This window comes from Candidatus Methanoliparum sp. LAM-1 (genome assembly GCF_020885915.1).
GTDB classification, from domain to species: Archaea; Halobacteriota; Methanoliparia; order Methanoliparales; family Methanoliparaceae; genus Methanoliparum; species Methanoliparum thermophilum.
In genome coordinates, this window is the sequence record NZ_AP025251.1 from 428,361 (window position 1) to 453,035 (window position 24,675).

At 37.9% G+C, this 24,675-nt stretch carries 33 protein-coding genes; 16 read left to right on the forward strand and 17 right to left on the reverse strand.

From position 1 onward, the window contains the following. Positions 1–133 precede the first annotated feature (133 nt). From LPC15_RS02375 to LPC15_RS06920, 10 genes are all read right to left on the reverse strand, one after another. Complete coding sequence (locus tag LPC15_RS02375; protein WP_229235115.1) at positions 134–277, reverse strand: hypothetical protein; 144 nt, start codon at positions 275–277, stop codon at positions 134–136. 20 nt (positions 278–297) lie between these two features. Beyond that, entirely contained in the window at positions 298–660 is a 363-nt protein-coding gene (locus LPC15_RS02380; protein ID WP_229235116.1) for a hypothetical protein, read from the reverse strand. 392 nt (positions 661–1,052) lie between these two features. Further along, on the reverse strand, positions 1,053–1,229 hold the full coding sequence (locus LPC15_RS02385) for a hypothetical protein (protein WP_229235117.1): 177 nt from the start codon (positions 1,227–1,229) through the stop codon (positions 1,053–1,055). A 54-nt stretch (positions 1,230–1,283) separates the two neighbouring features. Continuing rightward, on the reverse strand, positions 1,284–1,460 hold the full coding sequence (locus tag LPC15_RS02390) for a beta-galactosidase (RefSeq protein ID WP_267496971.1): 177 nt from the start codon (positions 1,458–1,460) through the stop codon (positions 1,284–1,286). A gap of 267 nt (positions 1,461–1,727) precedes the next feature. Beyond that, a complete protein-coding gene (locus LPC15_RS06915; protein WP_267496960.1) occupies positions 1,728–1,856 on the reverse strand; it encodes a hypothetical protein in 129 nt (42 codons plus the stop codon). Positions 1,857–1,904: 48 nt separating this feature from the next. Continuing rightward, complete coding sequence (locus LPC15_RS02395; RefSeq protein WP_324255071.1) at positions 1,905–2,066, reverse strand: cation:dicarboxylate symporter family transporter; 162 nt, start codon at positions 2,064–2,066, stop codon at positions 1,905–1,907. 289 nt (positions 2,067–2,355) lie between these two features. Beyond that, the gene (locus LPC15_RS02400) at positions 2,356–3,399 is read right to left on the reverse strand and encodes a hypothetical protein (protein WP_229235120.1); all 1,044 of its coding nucleotides are present in this window, start codon (positions 3,397–3,399) and stop codon (positions 2,356–2,358) included. 1,122 nt (positions 3,400–4,521) lie between these two features. Next, positions 4,522–5,745, reverse strand: a complete 1,224-nt coding sequence (locus tag LPC15_RS02405) for a hypothetical protein (protein ID WP_229235121.1) — start codon at positions 5,743–5,745, stop codon at positions 4,522–4,524. Between the two features lie 258 nt (positions 5,746–6,003). Beyond that, positions 6,004–6,303, reverse strand: coding sequence for a hypothetical protein (locus LPC15_RS02410; protein ID WP_229235122.1), 300 nt, complete (start codon positions 6,301–6,303; stop codon positions 6,004–6,006). Further along, on the reverse strand, positions 6,297–6,431 hold the full coding sequence (locus LPC15_RS06920; RefSeq protein ID WP_267496961.1) for a hypothetical protein: 135 nt from the start codon (positions 6,429–6,431) through the stop codon (positions 6,297–6,299). The genes LPC15_RS02410 and LPC15_RS06920 overlap by 7 nt, the downstream gene beginning before the upstream one ends. Before the next feature lie 108 nt (positions 6,432–6,539). Here LPC15_RS06920 and LPC15_RS02415 point away from each other — a divergent pair, with 108 nt between their 5' ends. Then, positions 6,540–6,716 carry a hypothetical protein gene (locus tag LPC15_RS02415; RefSeq protein WP_229235123.1) on the forward strand — a complete coding sequence of 59 codons (177 nt, stop codon included), beginning with the start codon at positions 6,540–6,542 and terminating at the stop codon, positions 6,714–6,716. Positions 6,717–7,170: 454 nt separating this feature from the next. Here the strand turns inward: LPC15_RS02415 and LPC15_RS02420 are convergent, their stop codons facing one another. From LPC15_RS02420 to LPC15_RS06925, 3 genes are all read right to left on the reverse strand, one after another. Continuing rightward, a complete protein-coding gene (locus LPC15_RS02420) occupies positions 7,171–8,394 on the reverse strand; it encodes a hypothetical protein (protein WP_229235121.1) in 1,224 nt (407 codons plus the stop codon). A gap of 258 nt (positions 8,395–8,652) precedes the next feature. Continuing rightward, the gene (locus tag LPC15_RS02425; RefSeq protein ID WP_229235122.1) at positions 8,653–8,952 is read right to left on the reverse strand and encodes a hypothetical protein; all 300 of its coding nucleotides are present in this window, start codon (positions 8,950–8,952) and stop codon (positions 8,653–8,655) included. Further along, positions 8,946–9,080: a hypothetical protein gene (locus tag LPC15_RS06925; RefSeq protein WP_267496961.1), complete on the reverse strand. Its 135-nt coding sequence runs from the start codon at positions 9,078–9,080 to the stop codon at positions 8,946–8,948. Before LPC15_RS06925 ends, LPC15_RS02425 begins: the two co-directional genes overlap by 7 nt. A gap of 108 nt (positions 9,081–9,188) precedes the next feature. On the opposite strand from LPC15_RS06925, the gene LPC15_RS02430 reads away from it, so the two are divergent. The 3 genes from LPC15_RS02430 (at position 9,189) to LPC15_RS02440 (ending at position 12,268) form a co-directional block, all read left to right on the forward strand. After that, positions 9,189–9,374 (forward strand): hypothetical protein, encoded by a 186-nt coding sequence (locus tag LPC15_RS02430; protein WP_229235124.1) that lies wholly within the window; start codon positions 9,189–9,191, stop codon positions 9,372–9,374. Positions 9,375–9,644: 270 nt separating this feature from the next. Continuing rightward, positions 9,645–10,880 carry a (Fe-S)-binding protein gene (locus LPC15_RS02435; protein WP_229235125.1) on the forward strand — a complete coding sequence of 412 codons (1,236 nt, stop codon included), beginning with the start codon at positions 9,645–9,647 and terminating at the stop codon, positions 10,878–10,880. Then, positions 10,877–12,268, forward strand: a complete 1,392-nt coding sequence (locus LPC15_RS02440) for an FAD-binding oxidoreductase (RefSeq protein WP_229235126.1) — start codon at positions 10,877–10,879, stop codon at positions 12,266–12,268. The genes LPC15_RS02435 and LPC15_RS02440 overlap by 4 nt, the downstream gene beginning before the upstream one ends. Before the next feature lie 302 nt (positions 12,269–12,570). On the opposite strand, the gene LPC15_RS02445 is transcribed toward LPC15_RS02440, so the two are convergent. After that, on the reverse strand, positions 12,571–13,083 hold the full coding sequence (locus LPC15_RS02445; protein ID WP_229235127.1) for a hypothetical protein: 513 nt from the start codon (positions 13,081–13,083) through the stop codon (positions 12,571–12,573). 611 nt (positions 13,084–13,694) lie between these two features. Here LPC15_RS02445 and LPC15_RS02450 point away from each other — a divergent pair. After that, positions 13,695–14,174 carry an RDD family protein gene (locus tag LPC15_RS02450; protein WP_229235128.1) on the forward strand — a complete coding sequence of 160 codons (480 nt, stop codon included), beginning with the start codon at positions 13,695–13,697 and terminating at the stop codon, positions 14,172–14,174. A gap of 148 nt (positions 14,175–14,322) precedes the next feature. On the opposite strand, the gene LPC15_RS02455 is transcribed toward LPC15_RS02450, so the two are convergent. Further along, complete coding sequence (locus LPC15_RS02455) at positions 14,323–14,628, reverse strand: PUA domain-containing protein (protein WP_229235129.1); 306 nt, start codon at positions 14,626–14,628, stop codon at positions 14,323–14,325. A 147-nt stretch (positions 14,629–14,775) separates the two neighbouring features. Between LPC15_RS02455 and LPC15_RS02460 the strand changes: the two genes are divergently transcribed. Both LPC15_RS02460 and LPC15_RS02465 read left to right on the forward strand, forming a co-directional pair. Further along, on the forward strand, positions 14,776–15,012 hold the full coding sequence (locus LPC15_RS02460) for a metalloregulator ArsR/SmtB family transcription factor (RefSeq protein ID WP_229235130.1): 237 nt from the start codon (positions 14,776–14,778) through the stop codon (positions 15,010–15,012). 114 nt (positions 15,013–15,126) lie between these two features. Beyond that, on the forward strand, positions 15,127–15,360 hold the full coding sequence (locus LPC15_RS02465; protein ID WP_229235131.1) for a permease: 234 nt from the start codon (positions 15,127–15,129) through the stop codon (positions 15,358–15,360). Positions 15,361–15,637: 277 nt separating this feature from the next. Here the strand turns inward: LPC15_RS02465 and LPC15_RS02470 are convergent, their stop codons facing one another. Continuing rightward, the gene (locus LPC15_RS02470) at positions 15,638–16,519 is read right to left on the reverse strand and encodes a UbiA family prenyltransferase (protein ID WP_229235132.1); all 882 of its coding nucleotides are present in this window, start codon (positions 16,517–16,519) and stop codon (positions 15,638–15,640) included. Between the two features lie 67 nt (positions 16,520–16,586). On the opposite strand from LPC15_RS02470, the gene LPC15_RS02475 reads away from it, so the two are divergent. Continuing rightward, positions 16,587–17,342, forward strand: a complete 756-nt coding sequence (locus LPC15_RS02475) for a DUF166 domain-containing protein (protein ID WP_229235133.1) — start codon at positions 16,587–16,589, stop codon at positions 17,340–17,342. Then, the gene (locus tag LPC15_RS02480) at positions 17,329–17,973 is read left to right on the forward strand and encodes an N-glycosylase/DNA lyase (protein ID WP_420709492.1); all 645 of its coding nucleotides are present in this window, start codon (positions 17,329–17,331) and stop codon (positions 17,971–17,973) included. Before LPC15_RS02475 ends, LPC15_RS02480 begins: the two co-directional genes overlap by 14 nt. An 11-nt stretch (positions 17,974–17,984) precedes the next feature. On the opposite strand, the gene endA is transcribed toward LPC15_RS02480, so the two are convergent. Further along, on the reverse strand, positions 17,985–19,070 hold the full coding sequence (gene endA, locus LPC15_RS02485; protein ID WP_229235135.1) for a tRNA-intron lyase: 1,086 nt from the start codon (positions 19,068–19,070) through the stop codon (positions 17,985–17,987). Positions 19,071–19,075: 5 nt separating this feature from the next. On the opposite strand from endA, the gene LPC15_RS02490 reads away from it, so the two are divergent. The 7 genes from LPC15_RS02490 to LPC15_RS02515 all read left to right on the forward strand — a co-directional run bounded on the left by LPC15_RS02490 (position 19,076) and on the right by LPC15_RS02515 (position 24,672). Beyond that, positions 19,076–20,347 (forward strand): tripartite tricarboxylate transporter permease, encoded by a 1,272-nt coding sequence (locus LPC15_RS02490; protein ID WP_229235136.1) that lies wholly within the window; start codon positions 19,076–19,078, stop codon positions 20,345–20,347. Between the two features lie 203 nt (positions 20,348–20,550). Then, positions 20,551–21,951 (forward strand): heterodisulfide reductase-related iron-sulfur binding cluster, encoded by a 1,401-nt coding sequence (locus tag LPC15_RS02495; RefSeq protein WP_229235137.1) that lies wholly within the window; start codon positions 20,551–20,553, stop codon positions 21,949–21,951. A 243-nt stretch (positions 21,952–22,194) separates the two neighbouring features. Further along, on the forward strand, positions 22,195–22,404 hold the full coding sequence (locus LPC15_RS02500; RefSeq protein WP_229235138.1) for a hypothetical protein: 210 nt from the start codon (positions 22,195–22,197) through the stop codon (positions 22,402–22,404). A 2-nt stretch (positions 22,405–22,406) separates the two neighbouring features. Further along, on the forward strand, positions 22,407–22,595 hold the full coding sequence (locus tag LPC15_RS07000; RefSeq protein WP_420709493.1) for a hypothetical protein: 189 nt from the start codon (positions 22,407–22,409) through the stop codon (positions 22,593–22,595). Between the two features lie 134 nt (positions 22,596–22,729). Beyond that, positions 22,730–22,885: a hypothetical protein gene (locus tag LPC15_RS02505; protein ID WP_229235139.1), complete on the forward strand. Its 156-nt coding sequence runs from the start codon at positions 22,730–22,732 to the stop codon at positions 22,883–22,885. 85 nt (positions 22,886–22,970) lie between these two features. Continuing rightward, on the forward strand, positions 22,971–23,246 hold the full coding sequence (locus LPC15_RS02510) for a hypothetical protein (RefSeq protein ID WP_229235140.1): 276 nt from the start codon (positions 22,971–22,973) through the stop codon (positions 23,244–23,246). Positions 23,247–23,319: 73 nt separating this feature from the next. Next, entirely contained in the window at positions 23,320–24,672 is a 1,353-nt protein-coding gene (locus LPC15_RS02515) for an NAD(P)-dependent malic enzyme (protein WP_229235141.1), read from the forward strand. The last annotated feature ends 3 nt before the right edge of the window (positions 24,673–24,675 follow it).

Below are 24,675 nucleotides of genomic sequence, written 5' to 3' on the forward strand. Positions count from 1 at the left end.
CTTACTTAAAGTCACCGTTTCGCCTAACGTTCCAAGCATAAAAGAAGTTTTTGCGAAGTAAAAATTTGGGTGAGTGCCGTAAGGCACAAACTTTTTATGCTGTGTTATACGCTGTCGGACGAAGGCGAATTGGTTATGTATTGAAATATTCCTTTCCGATTTCTCTCATATACTCATTTATAGCCTCTTTGATGAGTTTTCTTCGTTCTACGATAAAATCTTTAAACTTATCTACTTTCCATAACTCTGTATTTAATGGAACAAGCTGAGCTTTCAAGCGATCTGCTTCGATATTGCTTAATAGTCATCGGGTTTGGATTTCAAAATTGTTCTGTTTGCCTTTTGTGAAAGGAATGCGATATTTGCAATATCATCCGTTTCATGTGTTTTGAAATCCCCGCTTGTTTTCAATATTGCTTTTGGAAAGATATGGTATAGTTCAAGTTGATGTTCAGGGCCTACATTAGTAGAACTTATAATGGTTCCTGTAAACCAGTCTTTGGCATTCTTCTTTCGTGAAATAGCAAATATTAGAGATAGAAATGAATGCCACCGGTACTTTCCTTCTATCATCTCAGGTGTTATGTCAAAACTGGGAACATACTTTCTTAAATTAGCAACCATGCTGTTAATCGAATTAGTAAATACTATGGATATCAAATCCTGATCAATCTTTGTTTCTTGGCTACCTGTGAACCTTCCGTGGATAGTTGCCTCAAATCTAGAATTAAGAAATCAGGCACTTTTTTGCTATTCTCGTCAAGAGCTGTGCCTCGTAGTTTGGGTAGCTCCTTAGGTTTCCACAGAAGGATAAGACCCGATGAGTATTCGCGGTAGAGAGAATCTATCAAGTCTCTTGCTTATGGTCTATTCCATACATAACTTCTCTCTATTTCAGTGTGAGATCTGATCTTCCGCGCATTACCAGATCGCCCGGTTCAGGTTTCATGCCCACCACAGGCACATCTTGAAAATAACTTCCATTGCTGGCTGGCAAAAGCCCGAAGGATTCGAATCTTTCCGCTATATAATCCGTAGCCATTTCCTCTCTTCTACTGCCGTGCTTTGCTACTCATTTCGTCACCAGACAAAGCCTTTGTGTTTTCTGCAAGCGCTTCAGCGTTCATCGCATTAACAGCAGCTTTTATGCTCTCTTCCTCCGGCCCTTCAAGCGTTTCCACACAGCCCACTATCAGCAGGGCTGCTATGAACAATATCACTCTATTCATAAATTGTTATATTTTCTCGCATATTTAAAGTTAACTTTAGATCTATGTTTTTTTTTACCCGTACACCTTTTTCTCAGCATTTTCAACCACGAAATCGAAGTAAGAGAAATTATAAACACTCCTTTCTCTTTCAATATCCATCCATGCAAAGTCTGCGGAGATCCATGTGATACCACTCTCAGCCATTCTATCAAAGTCTTCTTCTACAGGCTTGTAGGAGCCATGAGGCAGAGGGTAGGCAACAAGCCCGAACCTGAACCCAGCCGCAGAGGGCGCAGCTAGATAAGGACATCAGAAAGATAAGAAAGTTCATACCCGCATTTTTTATATTCTCTCCGTTACTTAAATTTTCTTTAACCTTTTCAATAGAGCTTAAACCACGCCCTGGATTTAGACAGCAGGTTGTGAAAAGATAGTAAAGATATTGCATGAAAGCTTTTTTAGATCCCAATGGTTTATGAATTTTTCAAAGATTGGAAGATCTAAATCAAAAAGATGTCACTCTATAGATTTAGCATACCAGTCTTTTCCTTCGAGTATTCTTGCAGCTATGATTGCTGCATTCGTATCTCCGGTAGCATTTATCATTTTAGCCGGTGGATCAACCAATGTCGCTATCATTATCATAAGGGGCAGCACCTCAGTGGGAAGCCGTATACTGATATAATTAACATCTCACCGACATATCCCCATAGGGATTCCTGAAAGAGCTACTCCACTCAATACTGCAATAAATATTGCCATTCCCATATTACGTGGTGTAAAAGGAATCCCGAGCACTCCAAAAGCAAATGCAATTTTAAGAACTCCACTTAAACATGAACCATCCATGTGGATAGTCGCCCCCTATTGGAAGGAACAACTCTCTGATATACCCCTGAATTCCTCTTTTTTTCGCCACTTTAACGTATTGCTTGAAAACCAGAGAGCTATTGCTGGCAGATGCTACAACGCAACCGAGAAGGAACCATTGAACCAGCTGAAAGATTGCACCAATCCTTTAAAGATCAGTGCCAGCCCCGCAAGCATAAACGCAAAACCCCTGTTATTTATATAGAAAACTAGATAGTAAGGAGGATTATCAGACAACCTCTTTAGTGGGGGGAGGATATCGCCTGTTTCGCCCTCATTGTATCGTAAAAGGTCTAAGTACTCTATTTATCCCAATATCTCCATGGAGTTCTTTTATATCCCCAGTAAATTTGATTGCTGTGATATATACTTGTTCTTGAGATTGAGAGAATAGATCAGCAATTCGTGCATCTATCTCCTTCAAGTCATCCTCATCAACTTGTATTATCATGGGTGTTTTATCCATAAAAGGAGAAGAATAATACCCGAGTTCAAATTGGTCGATGGGATCCTCCTTATAATAGAACTCTAACACATGAAATAAATCCGGAATACCTTCCATAATCAAATAGAGCTGAATATTTGTCTCACCATTTGCAAGCCTGGATATCTCGAGAGGGTAGTAAAGCATATCTGTTTCAAATGTATAGACCAGTGGAGTTACACTTTTTTCTTTATCACCAATGTCTATAACATCGAGAACGCAATAAAAACCCCTGTTAGTACTGCCGGTGTAACGGTAGCCACCGGTAGAATAGTGATCCAGTATCGCGCCGAGCTCATCAGGAAATGTTATGGAGCTCATTCCAATTCCTTCCAGATATGGAGTAACAAATTCTTTGAATTCCTTGGCATATCTTTCCTCCCTAGCATGTTGAGACTCTATAGCTGGTGTCTCGGAAAAGTTGACAAATATCGTGGTAAGATCATGCGGGCCGATGCGTTTATGAGCTACAATCTCAATTCCAAGCCCACTCGATTCGAGTCCCCTGAACATCGGTGCATTTTTCATAAATATCCATTCTAAAGCACTAAACGATTCAAAAGATCCCTTCTCAATCTCTGGTTCTGAATAAAAAGGTATGATCTCTAAAACTTTCGTATCTCCACTGGCCCTTACATCTGTTGAGAGTATCATCGCCTCCCTTTCTCCATTCCACGCCAAAATAGCTTTTTGTCCCGGTTCATATACCGAAATGTCTGGATAGGCGGCTATCATTCCTCTATCTGCAAAAGCTGAAGAAGATATTAGCAAAACGGCTATAATAGTTGCGATTATACTCTTTATCAAAATTTTCCTATTATTCTCTGGAAACATATAGTTTTCCTGTGCGCCATTTTTCCTATTTATAATTTACTATTCCTTTTTTCCTAGCCGACAAATCTCCAGAGTTTAAATAATAATTATTGCACATTAACCTGTGTCTGGGGTTAAGGTTTAGCTCTAGTATATATATCTAAAGCTGTTGAAAAATGTAGGAATAGAAACAACCGATCGATGAGGAAACGTTGATGGACGGAAGGGGCTAGAAGAGCATCTGTTGATCTATTCTATCGTTGAGGATTGTTGCTTACTGCGTTCTGTAGATCTTTGCAGAGCAAAGATAAAGCGAAAAAAGCTTAGCTATAATAAATGAGATCAATGCTTATTACAATTCATGACTCTTCTTAAGCTTTTCTGTGTTTTTAAGATCATCTCTTTTACGGTATAATGCTTACCGTAGAGATTATTCTGCTGTGTTGAATAAGTATTAAAAACTTCCATTGCGATCTAGTTCAAGAGATCAGGGATGGGATATAAAGATGAGAATTGGAAAGAGTATAACGATTAGTAAGAAGGGGAGAATTTTACTTAGATCTAAACTTTTAAGATCTTGGGATAGAGAACTGGAAGTAATGAATAGAGAAAAGAAGGGAAGGCCCTTTGAGTTTCCTCCATCATACTTAATGATCATCCATGTGATCTTCAGACTTCCCTACCGACAAGGGATTTTTAAGAAAACTTTCTCAGCTCGTTCCAGAAGTGAAGATAACCGATTATACAAACATATTCAGAAACAAAAATAGAGATCCCACTATCGAGTACGATGAAAGAGAGCAATGAAGATGTGATAATTGCGTTGGATTCTTCAGGTGTGAAGGTCTCAAATACTTTGATCCAAATTGAATAAAGGAAGATAGATTAACAAACAGAATTATTCAACACAGCAATATAATGCGGATGGTCGATCTTGGGATCATACAATTATTGCTTATGTGTTTATATTTATAGTCATTTGAGGAGGTTTTGCAAAACTCTCAATATATATTTAGTCAGTATGAAAAAGTTACGATTTATTCAACAGAGCACGTAAATACTAAAACATAAATACTAACGGATAAAATAGACCCCGTGTTTGTAATCCTCTTCATTTTTTCTTTTTTATTGTTGGTTTTATCATCATAAATCGTTCCAATTTTTACCTGTCCATATCCCAAAGATCCTCCACATTAAGAACGAGGCAAACGTGAATATAGCTACGATGATCAAGTAGATAAGAATGCTTTCTTTCAATATTAGCATATAAACAACTATAAAGAGTGGTACCCAGAAGAATAACAAACCCGGTATCATTCCACAAGCATAATCCACGACTGCTCTGCTCCTGTGCAATGGATCTACGATTCTTCCGAGCATTATGCCCGAGGACATCGTTCCCGTGAGCACCCCGAAACAGATGACCATCCTCTCGAAAGTGTGATCCCATATCCTTGGTGCTAACCAGATCGAGAAGAATAACGTTGCAATTCCGCCCAGCAATGCGATAATGATTATCGGCGTGATATACGCTCTTACAACGGGCAACTGTATCGAGCACAATGCCGCAACTATGAGGTAGTCCGTGCTCGTTCCAGCGATTCTTCTTTGAAGACCCGAATCGACGATGTTCATCATCTTTACTCCTTCTAATAAATATCTGACGATTGCTCCTATGAAGACCGTAAAAGCAAATGTTAGACCCCAGAGAACTTCAAGAGAAGGAAATAGACTTGTGATCTTACCGATCAGGAAGATCGTGATCAGATATATTAATCCGATGAAGGAGAGTTGGATCGCGAGAGAATCTATCGCTTCATCCGCAGTGGTTTTATATCCTGCTATCTCCTTTCTTTTAAGAATCCCGGTCCATACATCATCTGGAACACCATCTAAAGATGATATAAAAGTAGCCTTCCTTTTCCGTATTCCCCAGTGTATCAAAGCCATTCCGGCGAAGTATGCCCATAAGAAGCCGATACTTCCAAATATTATTCCTATATTTCCCCCCTTTGTCAGTCCATATTGCTCCAAAGAGCTTCCAATCGCGTACGCCTGACCCGGACCTGCCGCGTATCCTATCCCCATCAGGATGCCGAAGGTTGGATGCAATCGTTTGAAGAACAGAATCGTGGCTAATGATCCGACCAAAATCTGAATTCCTAAAATAAAATTCATATAGATCATCGTGCTCAGCACCCCTCCTTTGAGATCATCTTTTGAAGGCAGAGGCGAAAAGAGCGCTATTGACGCGAAGGTTATGTTTAGAAGGTGGAAGACATAATCGGACAGATAAGCGCTGAAATGTATAATCCCTGGCCATGAGAATATGAGCCCGATCATGCCTGCGATGAGCGCGTTTGGCATCAATGTTCTCTGAACAATAGGGACGCGGGATCTAATTATTGATGCAGTCAGCAAAAGTATGCTCAGAATCAAAAAATCCCATATCACGTTCCAGATCGTAGGTGATAGCACGTGTAACCCCTAAGTTCTTTTTTTATAATAATCTTTTTAAATATAAAATTTTTTATCCAATAATGCATATTTTAGCAGTTTATTTATACATTTGTATTAATAAAAGCGCTTTAGGAGAATCTTTGCTACAAATGTAAACTCAATACTCTATAACTGTATTTTATCCTGCACATCATGCTCTAATCTTCCAATAGCATCTGCCCTACACCGTCTGCAATGCGTCATCTGCTTCAAAACTTCCCCTAATTCCTCCTGCTTCTTCTCCACATCTTCAGGTGTTGGTGGTTCTATTTCTTCAAATTTGTACTGCGGGATGAGTGGTATTAGATTCTGCATATAGATACCGAGCTCTTTTATGCGTTTAGTGATCTCTATTATGTGTTCATCATTTATTCCGGGGATATATACTGTATTCACCTTGACGATCATATCATATTCCATCACCAATTTTCTATCTCCAGCCCACTACTGGGTTGTGCTACGTTTGTAGTTTCTTTGAATAAATAACTCCCGGTCGCACCGACTATCGCTACAACCAAAATGCCAATAATTAGCAATACAAATTTTTTATTCATATATTTTAATTATAACTTATCCAATATAAATATATTATCCGCTCTGCTGTGTTGAATAAGTATTAAAAATTCCATTGTAGTTCAAAGGATCAGGGATGAGATATAGGTATGACAGGGATTGGAAAGAGTATAACGATTAGTAAGAAGGGGAGAATTTTACTTAGATCTAAACTTTTAAGATCTTGGGATAGAGAACTGGAAGTAATGAATAGAGAAAAGAAGGGAAGGCCCTTTGAGTTTCCTCCATCATACTTAATGATCATCCATGTGATCTTCAACCCATAAGGGATTTTTAAGAAAACTTTCTCAGCTCGTTCCAGAAGTGAAGATAACCGATTATACAAACATATTCAGAAACAAAAATAGAGATCCCACTATCGAGTACGATGAAAGAGAGCAATGAAGATGTGATAATTGCGTTGGATTCTTCAGGTGTGAAGGTCTCAAATACTTTGATCCAAATTGAATAAAGGAAGATAGATTAACAAACAGAATTATTCAACACAGCAATATAATGCGGATGGTCGATCTTGGGATCATACAATTATTGCTTATGTGTTTATATTTATAGTCATTTGAGGAGGTTTTGCAAAACTCTCAATATATATTTAGTCAGTATGAAAAAGTTACGATTTATTCAACAGAGCACGTAAATACTAAAACATAAATACTAACGGATAAAATAGACCCCGTGTTTGTAATCCTCTTCATTTTTTCTTTTTTATTGTTGGTTTTATCATCATAAATCGTTCCAATTTTTACCTGTCCATATCCCAAAGATCCTCCACATTAAGAACGAGGCAAACGTGAATATAGCTACGATGATCAAGTAGATAAGAATGCTTTCTTTCAATATTAGCATATAAACAACTATAAAGAGTGGTACCCAGAAGAATAACAAACCCGGTATCATTCCACAAGCATAATCCACGACTGCTCTGCTCCTGTGCAATGGATCTACGATTCTTCCGAGCATTATGCCCGAGGACATCGTTCCCGTGAGCACCCCGAAACAGATGACCATCCTCTCGAAAGTGTGATCCCATATCCTTGGTGCTAACCAGATCGAGAAGAATAACGTTGCAATTCCGCCCAGCAATGCGATAATGATTATCGGCGTGATATACGCTCTTACAACGGGCAACTGTATCGAGCACAATGCCGCAACTATGAGGTAGTCCGTGCTCGTTCCAGCGATTCTTCTTTGAAGACCCGAATCGACGATGTTCATCATCTTTACTCCTTCTAATAAATATCTGACGATTGCTCCTATGAAGACCGTAAAAGCAAATGTTAGACCCCAGAGAACTTCAAGAGAAGGAAATAGACTTGTGATCTTACCGATCAGGAAGATCGTGATCAGATATATTAATCCGATGAAGGAGAGTTGGATCGCGAGAGAATCTATCGCTTCATCCGCAGTGGTTTTATATCCTGCTATCTCCTTTCTTTTAAGAATCCCGGTCCATACATCATCTGGAACACCATCTAAAGATGATATAAAAGTAGCCTTCCTTTTCCGTATTCCCCAGTGTATCAAAGCCATTCCGGCGAAGTATGCCCATAAGAAGCCGATACTTCCAAATATTATTCCTATATTTCCCCCCTTTGTCAGTCCATATTGCTCCAAAGAGCTTCCAATCGCGTACGCCTGACCCGGACCTGCCGCGTATCCTATCCCCATCAGGATGCCGAAGGTTGGATGCAATCGTTTGAAGAACAGAATCGTGGCTAATGATCCGACCAAAATCTGAATTCCTAAAATAAAATTCATATAGATCATCGTGCTCAGCACCCCTCCTTTGAGATCATCTTTTGAAGGCAGAGGCGAAAAGAGCGCTATTGACGCGAAGGTTATGTTTAGAAGGTGGAAGACATAATCGGACAGATAAGCGCTGAAATGTATAATCCCTGGCCATGAGAATATGAGCCCGATCATGCCTGCGATGAGCGCGTTTGGCATCAATGTTCTCTGAACAATAGGGACGCGGGATCTAATTATTGATGCAGTCAGCAAAAGTATGCTCAGAATCAAAAAATCCCATATCACGTTCCAGATCGTAGGTGATAGCACGTGTAACCCCTAAGTTCTTTTTTTATAATAATCTTTTTAAATATAAAATTTTTTATCCAATAATGCATATTTTAGCAGTTTATTTATACATTTGTATTAATAAAAGCGCTTTAGGAGAATCTTTGCTACAAATGTAAACTCAATACTCTATAACTGTATTTTATCCTGCACATCATGCTCTAATCTTCCAATAGCATCTGCCCTACACCGTCTGCAATGCGTCATCTGCTTCAAAACTTCCCCTAATTCCTCCTGCTTCTTCTCCACATCTTCAGGTGTTGGTGGTTCTATTTCTTCAAATTTGTACTGCGGGATGAGTGGTATTAGATTCTGCATATAGATACCGAGCTCTTTTATGCGTTTAGTGATCTCTATTATGTGTTCATCATTTATTCCGGGGATATATACTGTATTCACCTTGACGATCATATCATATTCCATCACCAATTTTCTATCTCCAGCCCACTACTGGGTTGTGCTACGTTTGTAGTTTCTTTGAATAAATAACTCCCGGTCGCACCGACTATCGCTACAACCAAAATGCCAATAATTAGCAATACAAATTTTTTATTCATATATTTTAATTATAACTTATCCAATATAAATATATTATCCGCTCTGCTGTGTTGAATAAGTATTAAAAATTCCATTGTAGTTCAAAGGATCAGGGATGAGATATAGGTATGACAGGGATTGGAAAGAGTATAACGATTAGTAAGAAGGGGAGAATTTTACTTAGATCTAAACTTTTAAGATCTTGGGATAGAGAACTGGAAGTAATGAATAGAGAAAAGAAGGGAAGGCCCTTTGAGTTTCCTCTACAGTTCATACAATTCTTAATGATCATCCATGTGATCTTCAACCCATAAGGGATTTTTAAGAAAACTTTCTCAGCTCGTTCCAGAAGTGAAGATAACCGATTATACAAACATATTCAGAGGGGGAACAATCAGAGGGGGAACAAAAATAGAGATCCCACTATCGAGTACGATGAAAGAGAGCAGATGTGATAGTTGGATTCTTCAGGTGTGAAGGTCTCAAATACTTTGATCCAAATCGAATAAAGGAAGATAGATTAAACAGAATTATTCAACAGAGCAAAGAAACGTCAAAACTTTTATATATCCAAGTTCATCCATATGAAGGAAGTAAAAATCATGAAAAATGACGAGAAAAAAAGGGTGAGAGAGATGATGCTGAGCGACTATTTGGGGGAGTTTTATCATTGTTTCCACTGCCACTTGTGCACCGTGGCCGACTGGCATAGCTTGGATAGGTGGTTGCCGATCTGTCCAACCTTCGCCTATTATGGATTTGAATCGTTTTCGGCGGCGGGAAAGGTGGAGATCGCCAGGGCGCTCGTCGAGAGAGAAATAAATGATGTTACACCACGTATAGCTCAAATAATATTCAGTTGTACTGGATGTGGGGCTTGTTTCGAGCAATGTCGGGAGTTAACCGGGTTTAAGGCAAATCACACGGAAATTTTTGAGGATTTAAAAGAAAATTTGGTGGAACGGGGCCACGCACTACCAAAGCATATAGGATTTGCGAAGAGCATCGAAGAGAATCACAATCCATATTACGAGCCACACGAAGCGAGATTTGAGTGGTTGGAAGAGGGACTGGCAAAAGACGAAGGGGTGGTCTATTTTGCGGGATGCACCTCCTCTTATAGAGAACAACAGATCGCTAAGTCGACCGTTAGGTCATTAGATGCGGCAGATATACCGTTTAGAGTCTTGGAAGAAGATGAATGGTGCTGTGGATCCCCATTGTTGAGAACAGGACAGCGGGAGAAGGCAAAGGAGACGGCAAGACACAACGTCGAGGCGATAAAGAAGACGGGTGCAAAGACGGTCATAACTTCTTGCGCAGGATGTTATCGCGTGCTCAAAAGCGATTATCCGAAGCTATTGGGATTGAGAAGGTTGGCATTCGATGTCGTTCACAGTTCTCAGTTCTTCACATCGTTGATCGATGAAGGGAAGGTGAAGTTCGATGATAAGATCGATATGACCGCAACGTATCACGATCCGTGCCACATCGGAAGGCACATGGGGGTATATGGAGAACCTGTATATGAAGAACCGAGAAAGGTTCTTGAAGAAATAGGGGTGGATATCGTCGAGATGCCAAGAAACAGAGAGAACGCATGGTGTTGTGGGTCAGGTGGAGGAGTTAAATCTGCATTTCCAGATTTCTCGCTATGGACTGCCGGTGAAAGGGTAAAGGAGGCGGAGAGCGTTGGTGTCGATACGATAGTTACCTCCTGCCCGTTCTGCGTACGAAATCTCACGGATGCGGTTGAGGAATCTGGTAAGCCTTTCAAGGTCTATGATTTAAGTGAAATCCTTTCGGAGGCTTTAAAGTGAGGGCGAAAAAAATAGAGAGAGAATTGGTGCAAATTCTCGGAGAAGAGAATGTTTCTTCGGACGTGGGCGATCTCATCCCGTTTGAGCGGGATGATCAATTTGCGCTCGTTCCCCCTCATCGGCCGGATATCGTAGTCATGCCTTCTACGAGGGAGGAGGTTCAAGAGATTCTAAAATTGGCAAATAGACATAAGGTTCCGGTCGTGCCGCTTGCCTCGGGGATCAATAGGAAAGGTCTCTGTATAGCCTCAAAAGGGGGCATTTTATTAGATTTGAGGCGGATGAATCGTATCCTCGAGATAAACGAGGAGATGATGACTGCCACCATCGAACCGGGAGTTAGTTTTGGACAGTTGGTCAAGGAGGCAAGAAAAAAAGGGTTTAGGGTCATAACACCGTATGCACCATCGACGGCATCAGTTTTGGCAAATTATATGTTGAGAGGTATCTATGGCACTGCGACTCGATATGGAATAGATCATCTGATCAACATAGAGGTCGTACTCCCAGATGGAGCGATCCTCCAAACGGGCTCGGCGGCTTTCAACCAATCTCTGCCATACTGTAATATCGTTAATGGACCAGACTTATGCAAGCTTTTCCAAGCGAACCCAGGAACATTAGGAGTCGTAACAAAGGGTGTGATCAGACTTTATGAGATGCCTGAAGTTATCGAGCCTCTGATCGCCTTATATCCGGATTATGCATCGATGGTCGAGCCCTCCATAGAGATGACAAGGAGAAATCTTGTTGCCTCCTGCTGGCCGATGATGTTTACCGGTGCGGCAATGAAGATACTCACGGATTTTATGGAGGAAGACATCTATATGATGTGGTTATACTTGGAGGGGGATAGGGGACAGGTGGAGAGGGATAAAGAAGCGGTTGAGAAGATAACGGAGAGATATAATGGGTTCTTTCTCCCAGAGGTGCCCATGTTAGATAGGGATACGATGATAAAGGATCAGATATGGGAGAGAACCTCCGTTAAGGGATGGAAGGGAGGAAATATGTATGGCTGCTCATTTTACGGTGTGATGAAGTCGGTTACAAGGTATTACGAGGTAACACGTGAGATAAGCAAGAGGCATGGATTCGATGCGTTTCACTACGAATCTGTTCCCGTGGCTCCTTTCCATGGGCAACTCACATACAACGATCCCTGTATATTCTGGGATGCGAGCGATACAGAACAGGTTAAAGAGATCAGAGAAATTCATGAAGAGATAAAGAGATCTCTGGTAGATATAGGAATCTACGGCTGGTTTAGACCATTTCCGTCCGTGGTCGATACCTCAAAGCTCGGGAGATATGGGGAGATGTGGCGGAAGATAAAGGAATTGATCGACCCAAATGCCATAATGAATCCGGGGAAGCCTCCCCTTTGATTTTAATGAGACAACAATAAAAATAACAGTGCCTTACAAGGAGATAGAAGATTTACTGAGAACCCCACCGAGCCACTAATCGCACCAAAAGATTTGGATTAGATCGATCATTCATTTTAGCCCAAGTTCTCTCAATTTTTTCTCATTCGGTATCCCCCTCTCCATTCCACCTCCTCGTCTCGTAATAATAATCCAATAGCCTCTCAATATCTTCCTTTAGAATCTCTCTCTTCTCGTAGTAATCCATCATTGTTCTCCTACCATCCGGGGTATCTCTCGGTGTTAACCATACATTTGAGCATTCATCTCGTTTGGTAATATTCTTCCAGATATCTCTTAACTTTTTTAAAATGCCCCAAAGCAGATTCAAGATAATTATTACCCTTTTTTATATCATCGGGATTGATATTTCTTGCTGATCTGTTATAGTAATATCCGGCCTGCTTAAGGTCTTGTAAGTATAACTTAAATTCGTTTTTTAAAGGCTCTAATGCTGGAGATACATGATAGCGATCTATCTCGCTCAATGCCTTATCACAATCATCATACAGCCATTTACCAGCCATCGCAATACCATCAAGATCATGTTCCTTAAGCGCACTTAATATAAATTCACCGTCTATCATCAATTTTTCTACAGTCCTTATCATCCAGTCTAGAAATTGTTGATCATCACTTTTTGAAGTCCAGTTTATGACTTGATCCTCACTTTTGGAGTCGCCCCTGTAATAGGCACTGTAATAGGCATAGCAAGATCCTGCTACAACCAAAATGCCAATAATTAGCAATACAAATTTTTTATTCGTACATCTCAATTATAACTCATCCAATATAAATATATTATCCACTCTGCTGTGTTGAATAAGTATTAAAACTTCCATTGTAATTCAAAGGATCAGGGATTGGAAAGAGTATAACGAGAAGTTAGTAAGAAGAGGAGAATTTTACTTAGCTTAGATCTAAACTTTTTATTGGAATAGAGAACTGGAAGTAATGAATAGAGAAAAGAAGGGAAGGCCCTTTGAGTTTCCTCCACCATACTTAATGATCATCTATGTGATCTTCAGCCGATAGAGGAAAAGAAAATCAGCCCGAAAATGAAGATAACCGATTATACATGTTCAGAAACAAAAATAGCTCGAGTACGATGAAAGAGGGCAGATGTGATAGTTGGATTCTTCAGGTGTGAAGGTCTCAAATACTTTGATCCAAATTGAATAAAGGAAGATAGATTAAACAGAATTATTCAACAGAGCAAAGAAACGTCAAAACTTTTATATATCATTTAAAATAATTTCCTATAGGGGAAGAGAAAGACTATATAAAATAAAATTTAAAAGAAAAAGAGTGATAGAGAATAAAGAAGATAAACTGTGATATTAAACTGTGATATGGTCGTCGAGAAAATAAAAAGGGAAAGATAAAAATGGTGGAAGAAAGAAGAAACAAATTTTGCTCGAACTGCGGTGCGGAAATAGATAAAAACGCTGAGATATGCCCAAAATGTGGGGTTAGAGTTAAGATAATAACAGATATTTTCGAAGAAGGAATCATTGAGAAGGCGGGCGTCGGTAAGAGATTTGTATCATACCTAATAGACGCGATAATACTGGGGATAGTCGGATTCGTCTTAAGTCTGACCAGTGTGATGAATGTCATAATATCCGCAGCATATTTCACATATTTATTCGGCAGGGGACAGACGTTGGGCATGATGGCGATGAAGATAAAACTCACAAGAACGGACGGCACCTATCCAATAGGATATACACGAGGACTTTTAAGATATGTGGGAATGATGATTTCGGCTTTGGTGATAGGTATAGGCTACCTTTGGATCGTGATTGATAAGGACAACCAGGGATGGCACGACAAGATAGCGGATACGTACGTGGTTCCCGCCTAATCTTTTTCTCTTTTTATGATACAGATTGAGGAGAAGGACGCTCTGAGGAATATTCAGATATTTTGTTTTCTAAATTATTTTGATCTGTAGAATAGGGATATGTAAGATGTAAAATCAATCCTCTGAAGCTTCGTTCCCATGCCTGATCTTAACTGCTATACCCCCTCTCAAATAAGAGCATCTCATTTCCACTCAATATGGATCTCCCAGTTCCCAAGAGCTCATCATCCTTATTAACAACGATCACCTCGTCTCCCGCCTGTATCCTCTCATCCACTTCTATGACGTGTTTGGCAAAGACATTTCTACCTTCCGCGATGAATTCCGAGACATCACTCATCACGCACACCCTGAATCTCGGGTAAGGAAAATTTTTCCTCAATGATTCCGCCCCTAATATGCCAAGCGTTAAAAATCCATCCTTTGGTCTGAGTGTTGCCACTTCTTCTGTCATTTAAGAGCATCTGTCTCGGTTTCCCGTTCGTGGAAAATACGATCTTTGTCTCATCCGGGAAGAGTATCCCCCTGCACCATCGGAAAATTGAAAGTCTGCGATTCTTCTTATAATTTTTAGCATGCGGAGGTCAATATTTTAAAGGCGATGGGGGACCCGTGTCGCCTTGCGATCCTGAAGTTTTTGAGAGAGGGGGAGTACTGCGTTTGCGAGATAATGATCGCATTGAACAGGCCCCAATCTTCTATATCTCATCACCTCTCCATTTTAAAGGATGCCGGGTTGGTAAAGGAGCGGAAGGATGGAAAGTGGTCGTATTATCGGTTATCGGAGGGGGCGGTAATCGAGATAATGAATCAGGTGAAGTTGTTGGTGGGTGAGTAATACGACGTTTGTAGAGAATTTAATCACTGCTGGCTGGTTCTTTATTCAGATAGCAGCAGAATTGACGATTCTGTTCATTGTTATAACATTTATCGTCGGGATATCGGTGTTCCGATGTATATACGGGCAGAGACGCTCATTCCAATCGGTTTTGCGCTGATAGAGAAGGGTTTAAGCACCGGTGCCGTAATGGCTCTTGTTATAGGTGGTGCTGGGGCGAGCGTCCCGGAAGTGTCTCTCCTTTCCGCGATGTTTAAAAAGAAGTTTCTGGCTGCATATGTTATCACGATTTTTTGCATCGCGATTATAGCAGGATATGTATTTGATCTTCTGGTGACAATGCTCTGAACGGGAGATGAAATACAAATCTAAAATGCTCAAACAACCTGAAAAAACCTAGTTCTAAATGTTATTGAAGCACATTCTCTTTTAAAATCTTCTAACATGCAAAAAAATGGCTATTGAAAAATGTGAAAAAGTTGAAAATCACTAGAAAAATCGATAGTGCCTTTATAAAAAACAAAGGTCGTTCGGTCATCAATTTTCCATATATATTTGTTTTATTTTATGTATTATAATCCTATTATGGTTAATTCTCTTTTTTTATTTAGATTAATTAAAAAATTTATCCAAGAAATGGCCCTACTAAGAAGGCTAAAAGTCCGATAGACATAGCAACAAGCGAATATCTCCGCTCAAATTCCAGATTTTTGAAATCTGGTTTAAAGAGCATTCTTAGAGAGATGTAGATAAATAAAGTGTCGGATATCGCAACTATAATCAGGTATCCAAGATTATTGAAAAAAACTTCATCTATATTCACTATAAATGGTACCAAGCTGAGTATTACTGCAGCCAGATAGAACAGAACGGACAATTTTATGGATCTTTTTTTACCGATTATCATAGGAAAAGATCGGGTATCTCGTAATATATCTCCTTCTATATCCATCACATCTTTCATTATCTCCCTTCCAATACCGGAAAGAAATGCGATTAACGATATAAAATAAATTATGGCAGGTATCTCAGTAGTTATCATTGCACTACCAAATATAAAAGGGATTGCCATTGTAAATGCGATATAAAAATTTCCAACAAATTTAAACTTTTTAAACTTAAAATCATAAAAGATAGAGATTATAGCATTTACCATTGCTATAAGAAAACAAATCCAATTTAAAAAGATAGAAAAAAACACTCCTAACGGAATTGAGAAACAGGATAAATAAAAAGCGGTACGTGGTTTTAAGTCACCACTAACAAGCGGTCGATCTATCCTTTTGTTCTTAATGTCTACATCTAGATCGAAATAATCGTTTAAAGCAAATGTCCCTACCTCAATACATAATACAGATAAAGATGCATAAATAAATGTATCTAACGGGACAAGATTCTTGGACGTAATGATTGCTCCGATAAATACGGCAATTATCAAGATTATGCCATGTTCTAATCTGGTCAGTCTCCAGAATCCTTTTAATAAATGTATCGATCGTTCAAACATATAACTCTCTCTCAAAAATATTATCAATTAGTATTATAAATGATTAGATATTTAATAAATGAGCCTTTTGAATTTATTAATTATATACGGAAGTAATTTTGGAGAAAGAATAGTTGGTAATCTCCTTAATTATAAAGATTTTTGTACATCTTGTATCTCTTGTATAGACTGTAGATATGGCAAATATGATTATTCTAAAAATATTACATCTGTAATACGATTTAAAAGTATAGAATCGTTTCCTTTATTTATAGAAAATCCTGAAGAACATATTCCAAAAGATATTCCATCAGCAGATATTGCTATAATACATGGAATACATCAAGATATCCTGTTAGAATTGCCATATAAACTTAAAGACATTGGAATAAAAGGGCTAATTTTTCCTATAGAAGATCCTCATGATATTTCATTAGGCCTTAAAAAACAAATTGAGACTATCTGTAAGGGATTAAATATCGAGACATCTTTTCCAAAACCTTTTTGCAGTTTGACATCAAGTAAAGGGGTAATAAAAGAATTTATCGATGAATTCAAGATAGGAATGCCGATAGTTAAAATAAAGACTATGAAGGATATTATTGTAAGAGTATCTGTAGATCAAAGTGCTCCTTGTGGCTCTACTTGGTTTGTAGCTAGAAAATTAGAGGGTGTAAGACTCAATAAAGATGAGATCAGGGGAATAATATCCGAAGCGCATCATTCTTATCCATGCACTGCAAGTATGGATAGAGATATAGAACTCGGTGATACGATCTTGCATAAGGCAGGGTATATAATACGTGAAGCAGTGGAGGCAGAATTTGGCTATAAAACTGAATAAAAACGGATTGATCGATAATATATATAGATTAAAGAGAGATAACAAAGTTGTAAGTTTAGTCAATTCAAGGGTAGATCTATTTAAAAAGAACCAGAAAAAAGATAACGAATGTTGGTTTTCAGAATTATGTTTTTGTATTTTGACTGCAAACTCTTCTGCATCGCTTGGTATCAAAATAAAGAACAAGATTGGGGCTGATGGATTCTTAAATCTCTCTTTAAACGATTTAAAAAGGATTTTAAAGGAGGAAGGGCATAGATTTTATAACAAACGGGCAGAATATATAGTTGAGGCTAGGCGGTATAAAAAAATCAAAGATCTGTTAATTGGGTATGAAGACAAAAAAGAGGCAAGGGAATGGCTAGTATCAAATATTAAAGGTATCGGATATAAAGAATCAAGCCATTTTTTAAGAAATGTCGGTTATATGAATCTTGCTATCCTCGATAGGCATATCTTACGAGTATTGAATAGTTATAATATCATAGAATCGATTCCAAAAAGTCTTACACGAAAAAGTTATTTAGGTTTAGAATCTATATTAGAAGATATATCTGATATCGTAAGACTAAGTCTTGGTGAGTTGGACCTCTACCTATGGTATATGCAGACTGGAAGAGTATTGATGTGATAATCATTGCGTCAAAGTTTTGTCCAGCTTATATTGATATAAGATATATTTCCTGTCGCTGTATCAACACCAGCAAATATCATCCTCTTTCTTACGCTATTAGCCATTCTAACCGATCTTGCCATATCAGGTATCTTAAATGCATATGAAATATGAAAGACCTGTAAAAGATATTTTGAATGTTCAATCTTGGTTGTGGATACTCGATCTGTGGCCCAAGATAGATCTTTATTATCATATACTCTAAAATCGATACCAAATTTGTAGCCCGTTTTAAGAGTCAACCCTTTCTCTTTAAGATCTCTGTATACTAAGAATATATTATAAAAATTCTCGACCTTTCTTGTGCATAAATCTATAAAATCATCAAGAGTTAATTTAACGTTATCTTTGTACAGATCTATTATCCCTTGTTCAGATAGATACGCTGCCTCGGTCAATGACAATTGTAGACTATCACCTAAAAATTGCTTCCCATAATATTCTTCCAAGAAGAGATCATCTACCGCATCTTTATCCCATATAAAAACATTCTCTTCTAAAAAATCAGCATGATACGGTTTTTTCGGTCTATTTTTTTTTGATGGTTTTGTATCAAACTCTATCTCTTTGATATTGTAGTACGTCACCTCCCCATCTTCATCAACCACGCCTATTATTAGTTTTTTTCTTAAATTTCTGGCTAAATTTACTTGCTCTTTTATATATTTTACCGATAACACGTCCCTTTCCGATATAGTGATTATGTAATGAGTAGACTCACTCTCTCCAGGCTTTTTTCCTCTTGGGTATAACCTAAGTCCCATCACTCCTGTTTTTATCCTATATCCCCGCTCTCTTAGGTCTTTATAAACGATAAACTTTATCTCGAATTTTTTATCGAATTTAGACGCAATAGTTAAAAAATTTTTCTTAGATAGACTATTACCGTCTGCCGAAAAAACTTCTAATCTCTCTTTCTCCATCAAGAACAATACCTCTACTGGGGATGATAGGATGGTTTTCCCACTATCTTTCACTGTTATCTTTCCATTATTATCTATTACTGCAACCATATATTGTATAAATATTATTATAAATAAAAAGAGATCAGGCATAAAATGTGGATATCATCCTATTATTAATATCTATTTTGATAGGTTTTCTACTTGGAATATTTACCGGATTGCTTCCAGGAATCCACGTAAATAGTATCGCACTGGTTCTCTCAAGTCTTTCCCCTCTTTTTCCAATACCTACTTTTTACACGGCAATAATTCTATTCTCCAGCTACATAACAAACACTTTCATTAATATAATCCCATCTGTTTTTATAGGAGCACCAGACGAAGAGACAGCCATAGCCGTTCTTCCTTCACACAAATTACTCTTAGAGGGGAGGAGCATCGAAGTAATAAGACTATCAGCGGTTGGGAGCGCTTTAGCCATACATTTATCGTTTTTGCTTATGCCTATCTTCGCTCTCTTGTTTTTAATGTTATATAGAACTGTCGATGAGATAACCCCTTTTTTACTCGTTTTGATACTGCTATTTATGATCTTTACTGAACGAGAAGATCTGTTACCAGGATCAGGTATGTTTTCTTTCTCTAAAAACAAAAAAAAGATCTTTGCATTGATCTCAATACTCCTTTCTGGATTATTAGGTACTTTTGCATATAAATATCAGAATATTTTTATCCCTTTGATCCCCATACCATCATCTTTTTTGTTTCCTTTACTGACAGGGTTATTTGGGACTCCTCTTATCATAGTTAGCCTTAAAAAAAAGCCAAAAATACCTGAACAAACCTTTAGAGAGATCTCTCACAAACCGAGTATGATACTTAAAGACTCGTTCATAGGCACCATATCGGGATCTTTAGTCTCTTGGCTTCCTGGGATGAGTTCTGGTATTGCAACAGTCATTGCAAGTCTCTTCACAAAAGGTGGAGATAAAGATTATATAATCTCTTTATCAAGCGTCAATACTGCCAATGCGATCTACTGTCTCCTCTTCTTTTATCTCTTAGGAATAGCAAGGAGTGGTACTATAAACTCTTTGAATTATATGATAGGATTAATCTCTTTTGACCAATTCTTGTTACTATTGATATCTTCTGTGATTGTGTCTATCCTCTCTTTTATCTTTTTATATTATTTATCCCCTTCTATTTCAAGCATTTTTACAAAAATCAATTATAATTTGCTCAACTACTTCATTATAATCTTTTTAAGCGGTATGATCTTCCTTTTTACGGGAATAAACGGAATTTTGTTATTTATATTATCTATATCCATCGGATTAATCATCCAATCGATGAACGTCAAGAAGACAAACGCCATGGCATGTATTATCATCCCAGTAATCTTGATGCATTTCGGCATACTTTGAAAACCTTTCGGTTCTTTTCGAATCTTCGATTTGCAACAGCACAAGGCTGGACTGTACAGTGTAGGTTTACCCTACTGTTTTAAAGAAATTGTATAAATTATTATCCTTTGTAGGTTAATAATATTCATACAATTATAAAATAAGGATAAAATAGTGTTGTAATAGGAAACTATATATATGAAAGGGTGCTTAATTAATTTATTATGGTACAAGCAACAATGAATAATTTAAAATCGGATCCGCGTTTAGAGTTTTCATATTGTATGCAGTGTGGCGCATGTACCGCAGTATGCCCTGCTGCATCTATTAATCCAGACTACAATCCTCGAGAAATGATTTACAGAATCTTAAACGGTATAAATCAGAGAAATTATCCTTATGATAAATGTTTTCACTGTTATTCATGTAAAGATATATGTAGATCAGAAAATAATCCAGCAAATATTGCAAAAATTATGAATGAAGAGATAAATGGTTTCCAAGATCATGATATATACAAGACATTTTATGAAAAAGGTCTATGTATAACACCAGAGATCCTTCAGCCTAAATATTTTCCGGATTGGGGAAGTAGTTATGAAAGAGCATGGCAAGAAGTGAAAAAATTCAATCTTAAGCTTCCTCGTATAATTCCACAGGACGCGATCAATGATATACAGAAGATTGTGGATATGAGTAAAAAGACAAAGTTTAATAAGAGAGAAGAAGCCAAAGTCCAATATTTAAAAAAGATACAAACAGATAAAATTTATTTTTTTAAAAGTTGTTTTATGGACTCTCATTATCCTGGGGCTACAGAATCGATCAGATTTATCCTTGACAAGATAGGTGTGGATTATATAGATGATTCTTGCCAATCTACCTGTACCGGTTTTGGATACTATTCTGGTATCATTTCATTTGAGACCACAGTCAATATCAATGCCAGAAACTTCGCAATAGCAGAAGAAAAAGGGTATAATAACATTGCAACGGCATGTGTTACTTCTTATGGCGTATTGAATGAGTGTAAAAAAGTGTTGAACGATGGAGCTGCAGAAGAGTCCAATAAAATTTTGAAAGAGATGGGGTTAAAATATAAGGGTGATGTAAATATAAACCACATATTTGAGACTCTTTATTATTTAATCCCTAAAATAAAGAAGAAGATAGTTAACAGGTTTGATGGTCTACATGTTGCAGTCCATTATGGTTGCCATTATACTAAAATGTTCAGAGAGCTTGCCATACCCGGATCTCTCGAATCTCTCGTATCTGTTACAGGTGCCATTCCAGTTGATTATTCTGAAAAGAACCTGTGTTGTGGAATGGGTTTTTCTCATACCTTAAATAATAGAGGGGATAGTAGAAAGATTGCAGAAAGAAAATTAAGATCGATTAGAGATGCTGGAGCCAAGGTAGTGATAACTGCATGTCCTGGATGCCAAATAACTTTTGATCGGAATCAAGAGAAGATAGAAGAAGAGAGCAAAGAAAAATTTGGGTTGGTTTATTTAAATCATGCTCAATTAATAGCTTTGGCAATGGGTGCAGATCCTTACGAAACTGTGGGTATTCAGACACATTCTAATTCAATAGAAAAAGTGTTATCTGATTTTATTTAATAAAGGATAGCATTTAAGATAATGGTATACAATTCTCTTCTTTTGGACCTTGCAGTTATCACAATAGCAGCAGAAATAGGCGGTATATTATTCAACAAACTGAGACTTTCCCCCATTTCTTAGAATGTTTATTGTAGGTATCATTTTTGGTCCTTTTACTCCTGGATTATCCATCGATCCAGCAAACATTGCAGATCTTGCTGAACTTGGGCGGTCTTTTTGATGTTTAGCATAGGACTATAGATGGATTTGAGCGTCTTTAAGAAGGTAAAATATACCTCATCGCTCATTTTGATTCTTGGTACTCTATTATCTTTTATAGTAGGATTATCGCTTGGTCTTTTATTTGGCTGGAATTTGATGACAGCGGCTTTTTTAGGTGCTATGCTGGTATCGACATCTACAATGTTACTAACATGGTATCCCCTGGGAGTGAAGTACTATTCTCAATAGGTATGTGCTTCCTCTTGGCATTTGTATTCTCTTGGCTCAACCTCTCTTATTATATGGGAGCATTCTTTGCAGGATCTATGATAGCTTCTACAAAGTATTATACAGATGTCTCTCTATATATAAAACCGCTAAGTAACTTATTCTTTGGGGGTATTCTTCGTATCTATGGGTATGATGGTAGATCCCACTAATATCTTGCCTATTCTTCCGATTGCATTAGTGATATCTTTTGCATCTACTTTGGTGGTTTTGTCCCATTATATATCAAAAAAGCACCGATATACAATGCAATCGCTAGAGGGATCTACCTTCTCCAAAAGGATAGGTGGCAATCATCGTTGCAGGGTATAGAATAAGCATAGGAGCACTCTCATCAGACTTTTTATCCATCGGTGCCGTTGTTATGATAGTAACCACATTAATAACTGCATTACTTGCTCGGTTTATTCAGAATAAGAATATAGCATCGAATGGTAATTAACGATCCTTGTTTTATAATCCTTTCTCTTTGTTATTTATTTGTTGTTTAACTACTTATTCTTACCTATTCTCGAGTAAAGGCAGATATGCCGGTTATATCTGATCCTAAGATTAAAGTATGGATATCGTTGGTTCCTTTATTTGCCAGGATATTACAACGGGCAAGAGTTATGTCTCAACCAGAAGAAAGATACGATATCTTACCAACAATGATGAACTGGGCAGAGACGGCAGCTAAGGAGTACAAGATTAGTAGAGAGCAAATAGATAAATGGGCACTAAAAAGCAACCAAAAAGCATGTTTAGCGATCGATAATGGACGGTTTCAGAAGGATGAGCATCCTTACCACGTTATTATATGAAATGAAAAGGAGAGAAATTAAGTGATGATTTAAAAGATTAAATAGTTATAAAAATATTGGAGAAACGACAAAGATGGATGAAGATACAGTAAAAAAATTGTTGGATAAGGCTAAAAAGCCGGTAGAAGATTCAATGAGGCTACATCCTTATTACAAAGGTAAGATTGAGATTGTTCCCAAAGTTCCTATAAAATCTTCAAAAGATTTTAGTGTATGGTATACTCCTGGTGTGGCAGAACCCTGCAGAGCAATAAATAAAGAAAAAGAGTTAGTTTACGAATATACAAACAAATGGAACAATATTGCTGTCGTTAGCGACGGTACGAGAGTTTTAGGTCTTGGAGATATCGGCCCGGAGGCAGGATTACCTGTAATGGAGGGTAAAGCCATGTTATTCAAATATTTAGGTGGAGTAGATGCTGTACCAATCTGCCTCGATACGAAAGATCCTGATGAGATAATAAAGGTATGCAAGTGGTTGCAACCGTCTTTTGGAGGTATCAATTTAGAGGATATAGCAAACCCAAAATGTTTCTACATCCTTGATAAGATGAGAGATACGTTTGAAATACCAGTATGGCATGACGATCAACAGGGAACTGCAACCGTGGTTTTAGCCGGATTGATCAATGCTTTAGAACTGGTTGGAAAGAGGATAAACGATGTCAAGGTTGTCATGGTAGGGGCTGGCGCGGCAAACATTGCAACCGAAAGATTGATTACTTTTGCAGGAATTAATCCTGAAAATATCATTGTTCTGGATAGCAAAGGTACTCTACATCCCAACCGAGAGGATCTTTATATCGAAAAAGATAAAAATCCATATAAATGGAATCTCTGTGTTACTACGAATAAAGAGGGAATCATTGGAGGGATATCAGACGCGTTAAATGGTGCAGATGTTTTGATCTCCTTATCAAAGCCTGGTCCTGGTGTGATCAAGAGAAAAGAGATCAAATGCATGAACAATGATCCTATCGTTTTTGCTATGGCGAATCCTATTCCTGAGATCTGGCCATGGGAAGCTAAGGATGCAGGAGCAAGGATTGTAGCCACAGGTCGTTCAGATTTTCCAAACCAAATAAACAATTCTCTTGGATTTCCAGGTATTTTTAGAGGTGTTTTAGACGTTAGAGCAAAAAGTATAACGGATGAGATGTGTGTTGCAGCAGCGGAAGGGCTTGCAGAGGTTGCAAGGGAGAAAGGTCTTACTGAGGATTACATAATACCAGATATGGATGAATGGGATGTTTATCCTAAAGAGGCTGTTGCTGTTGGTATGACTGCGATGAAACAAGGTGTGGCAAAAATCAAATTGACAAGAGACGAGCTTTACGAGAGAGCCAAAGAGATGATAAAAAGGTCAAGAGATACGATCTCGTTATTAATGAAGAGCGGGATCATAAAAAATATACCAGAAGAGTGATAT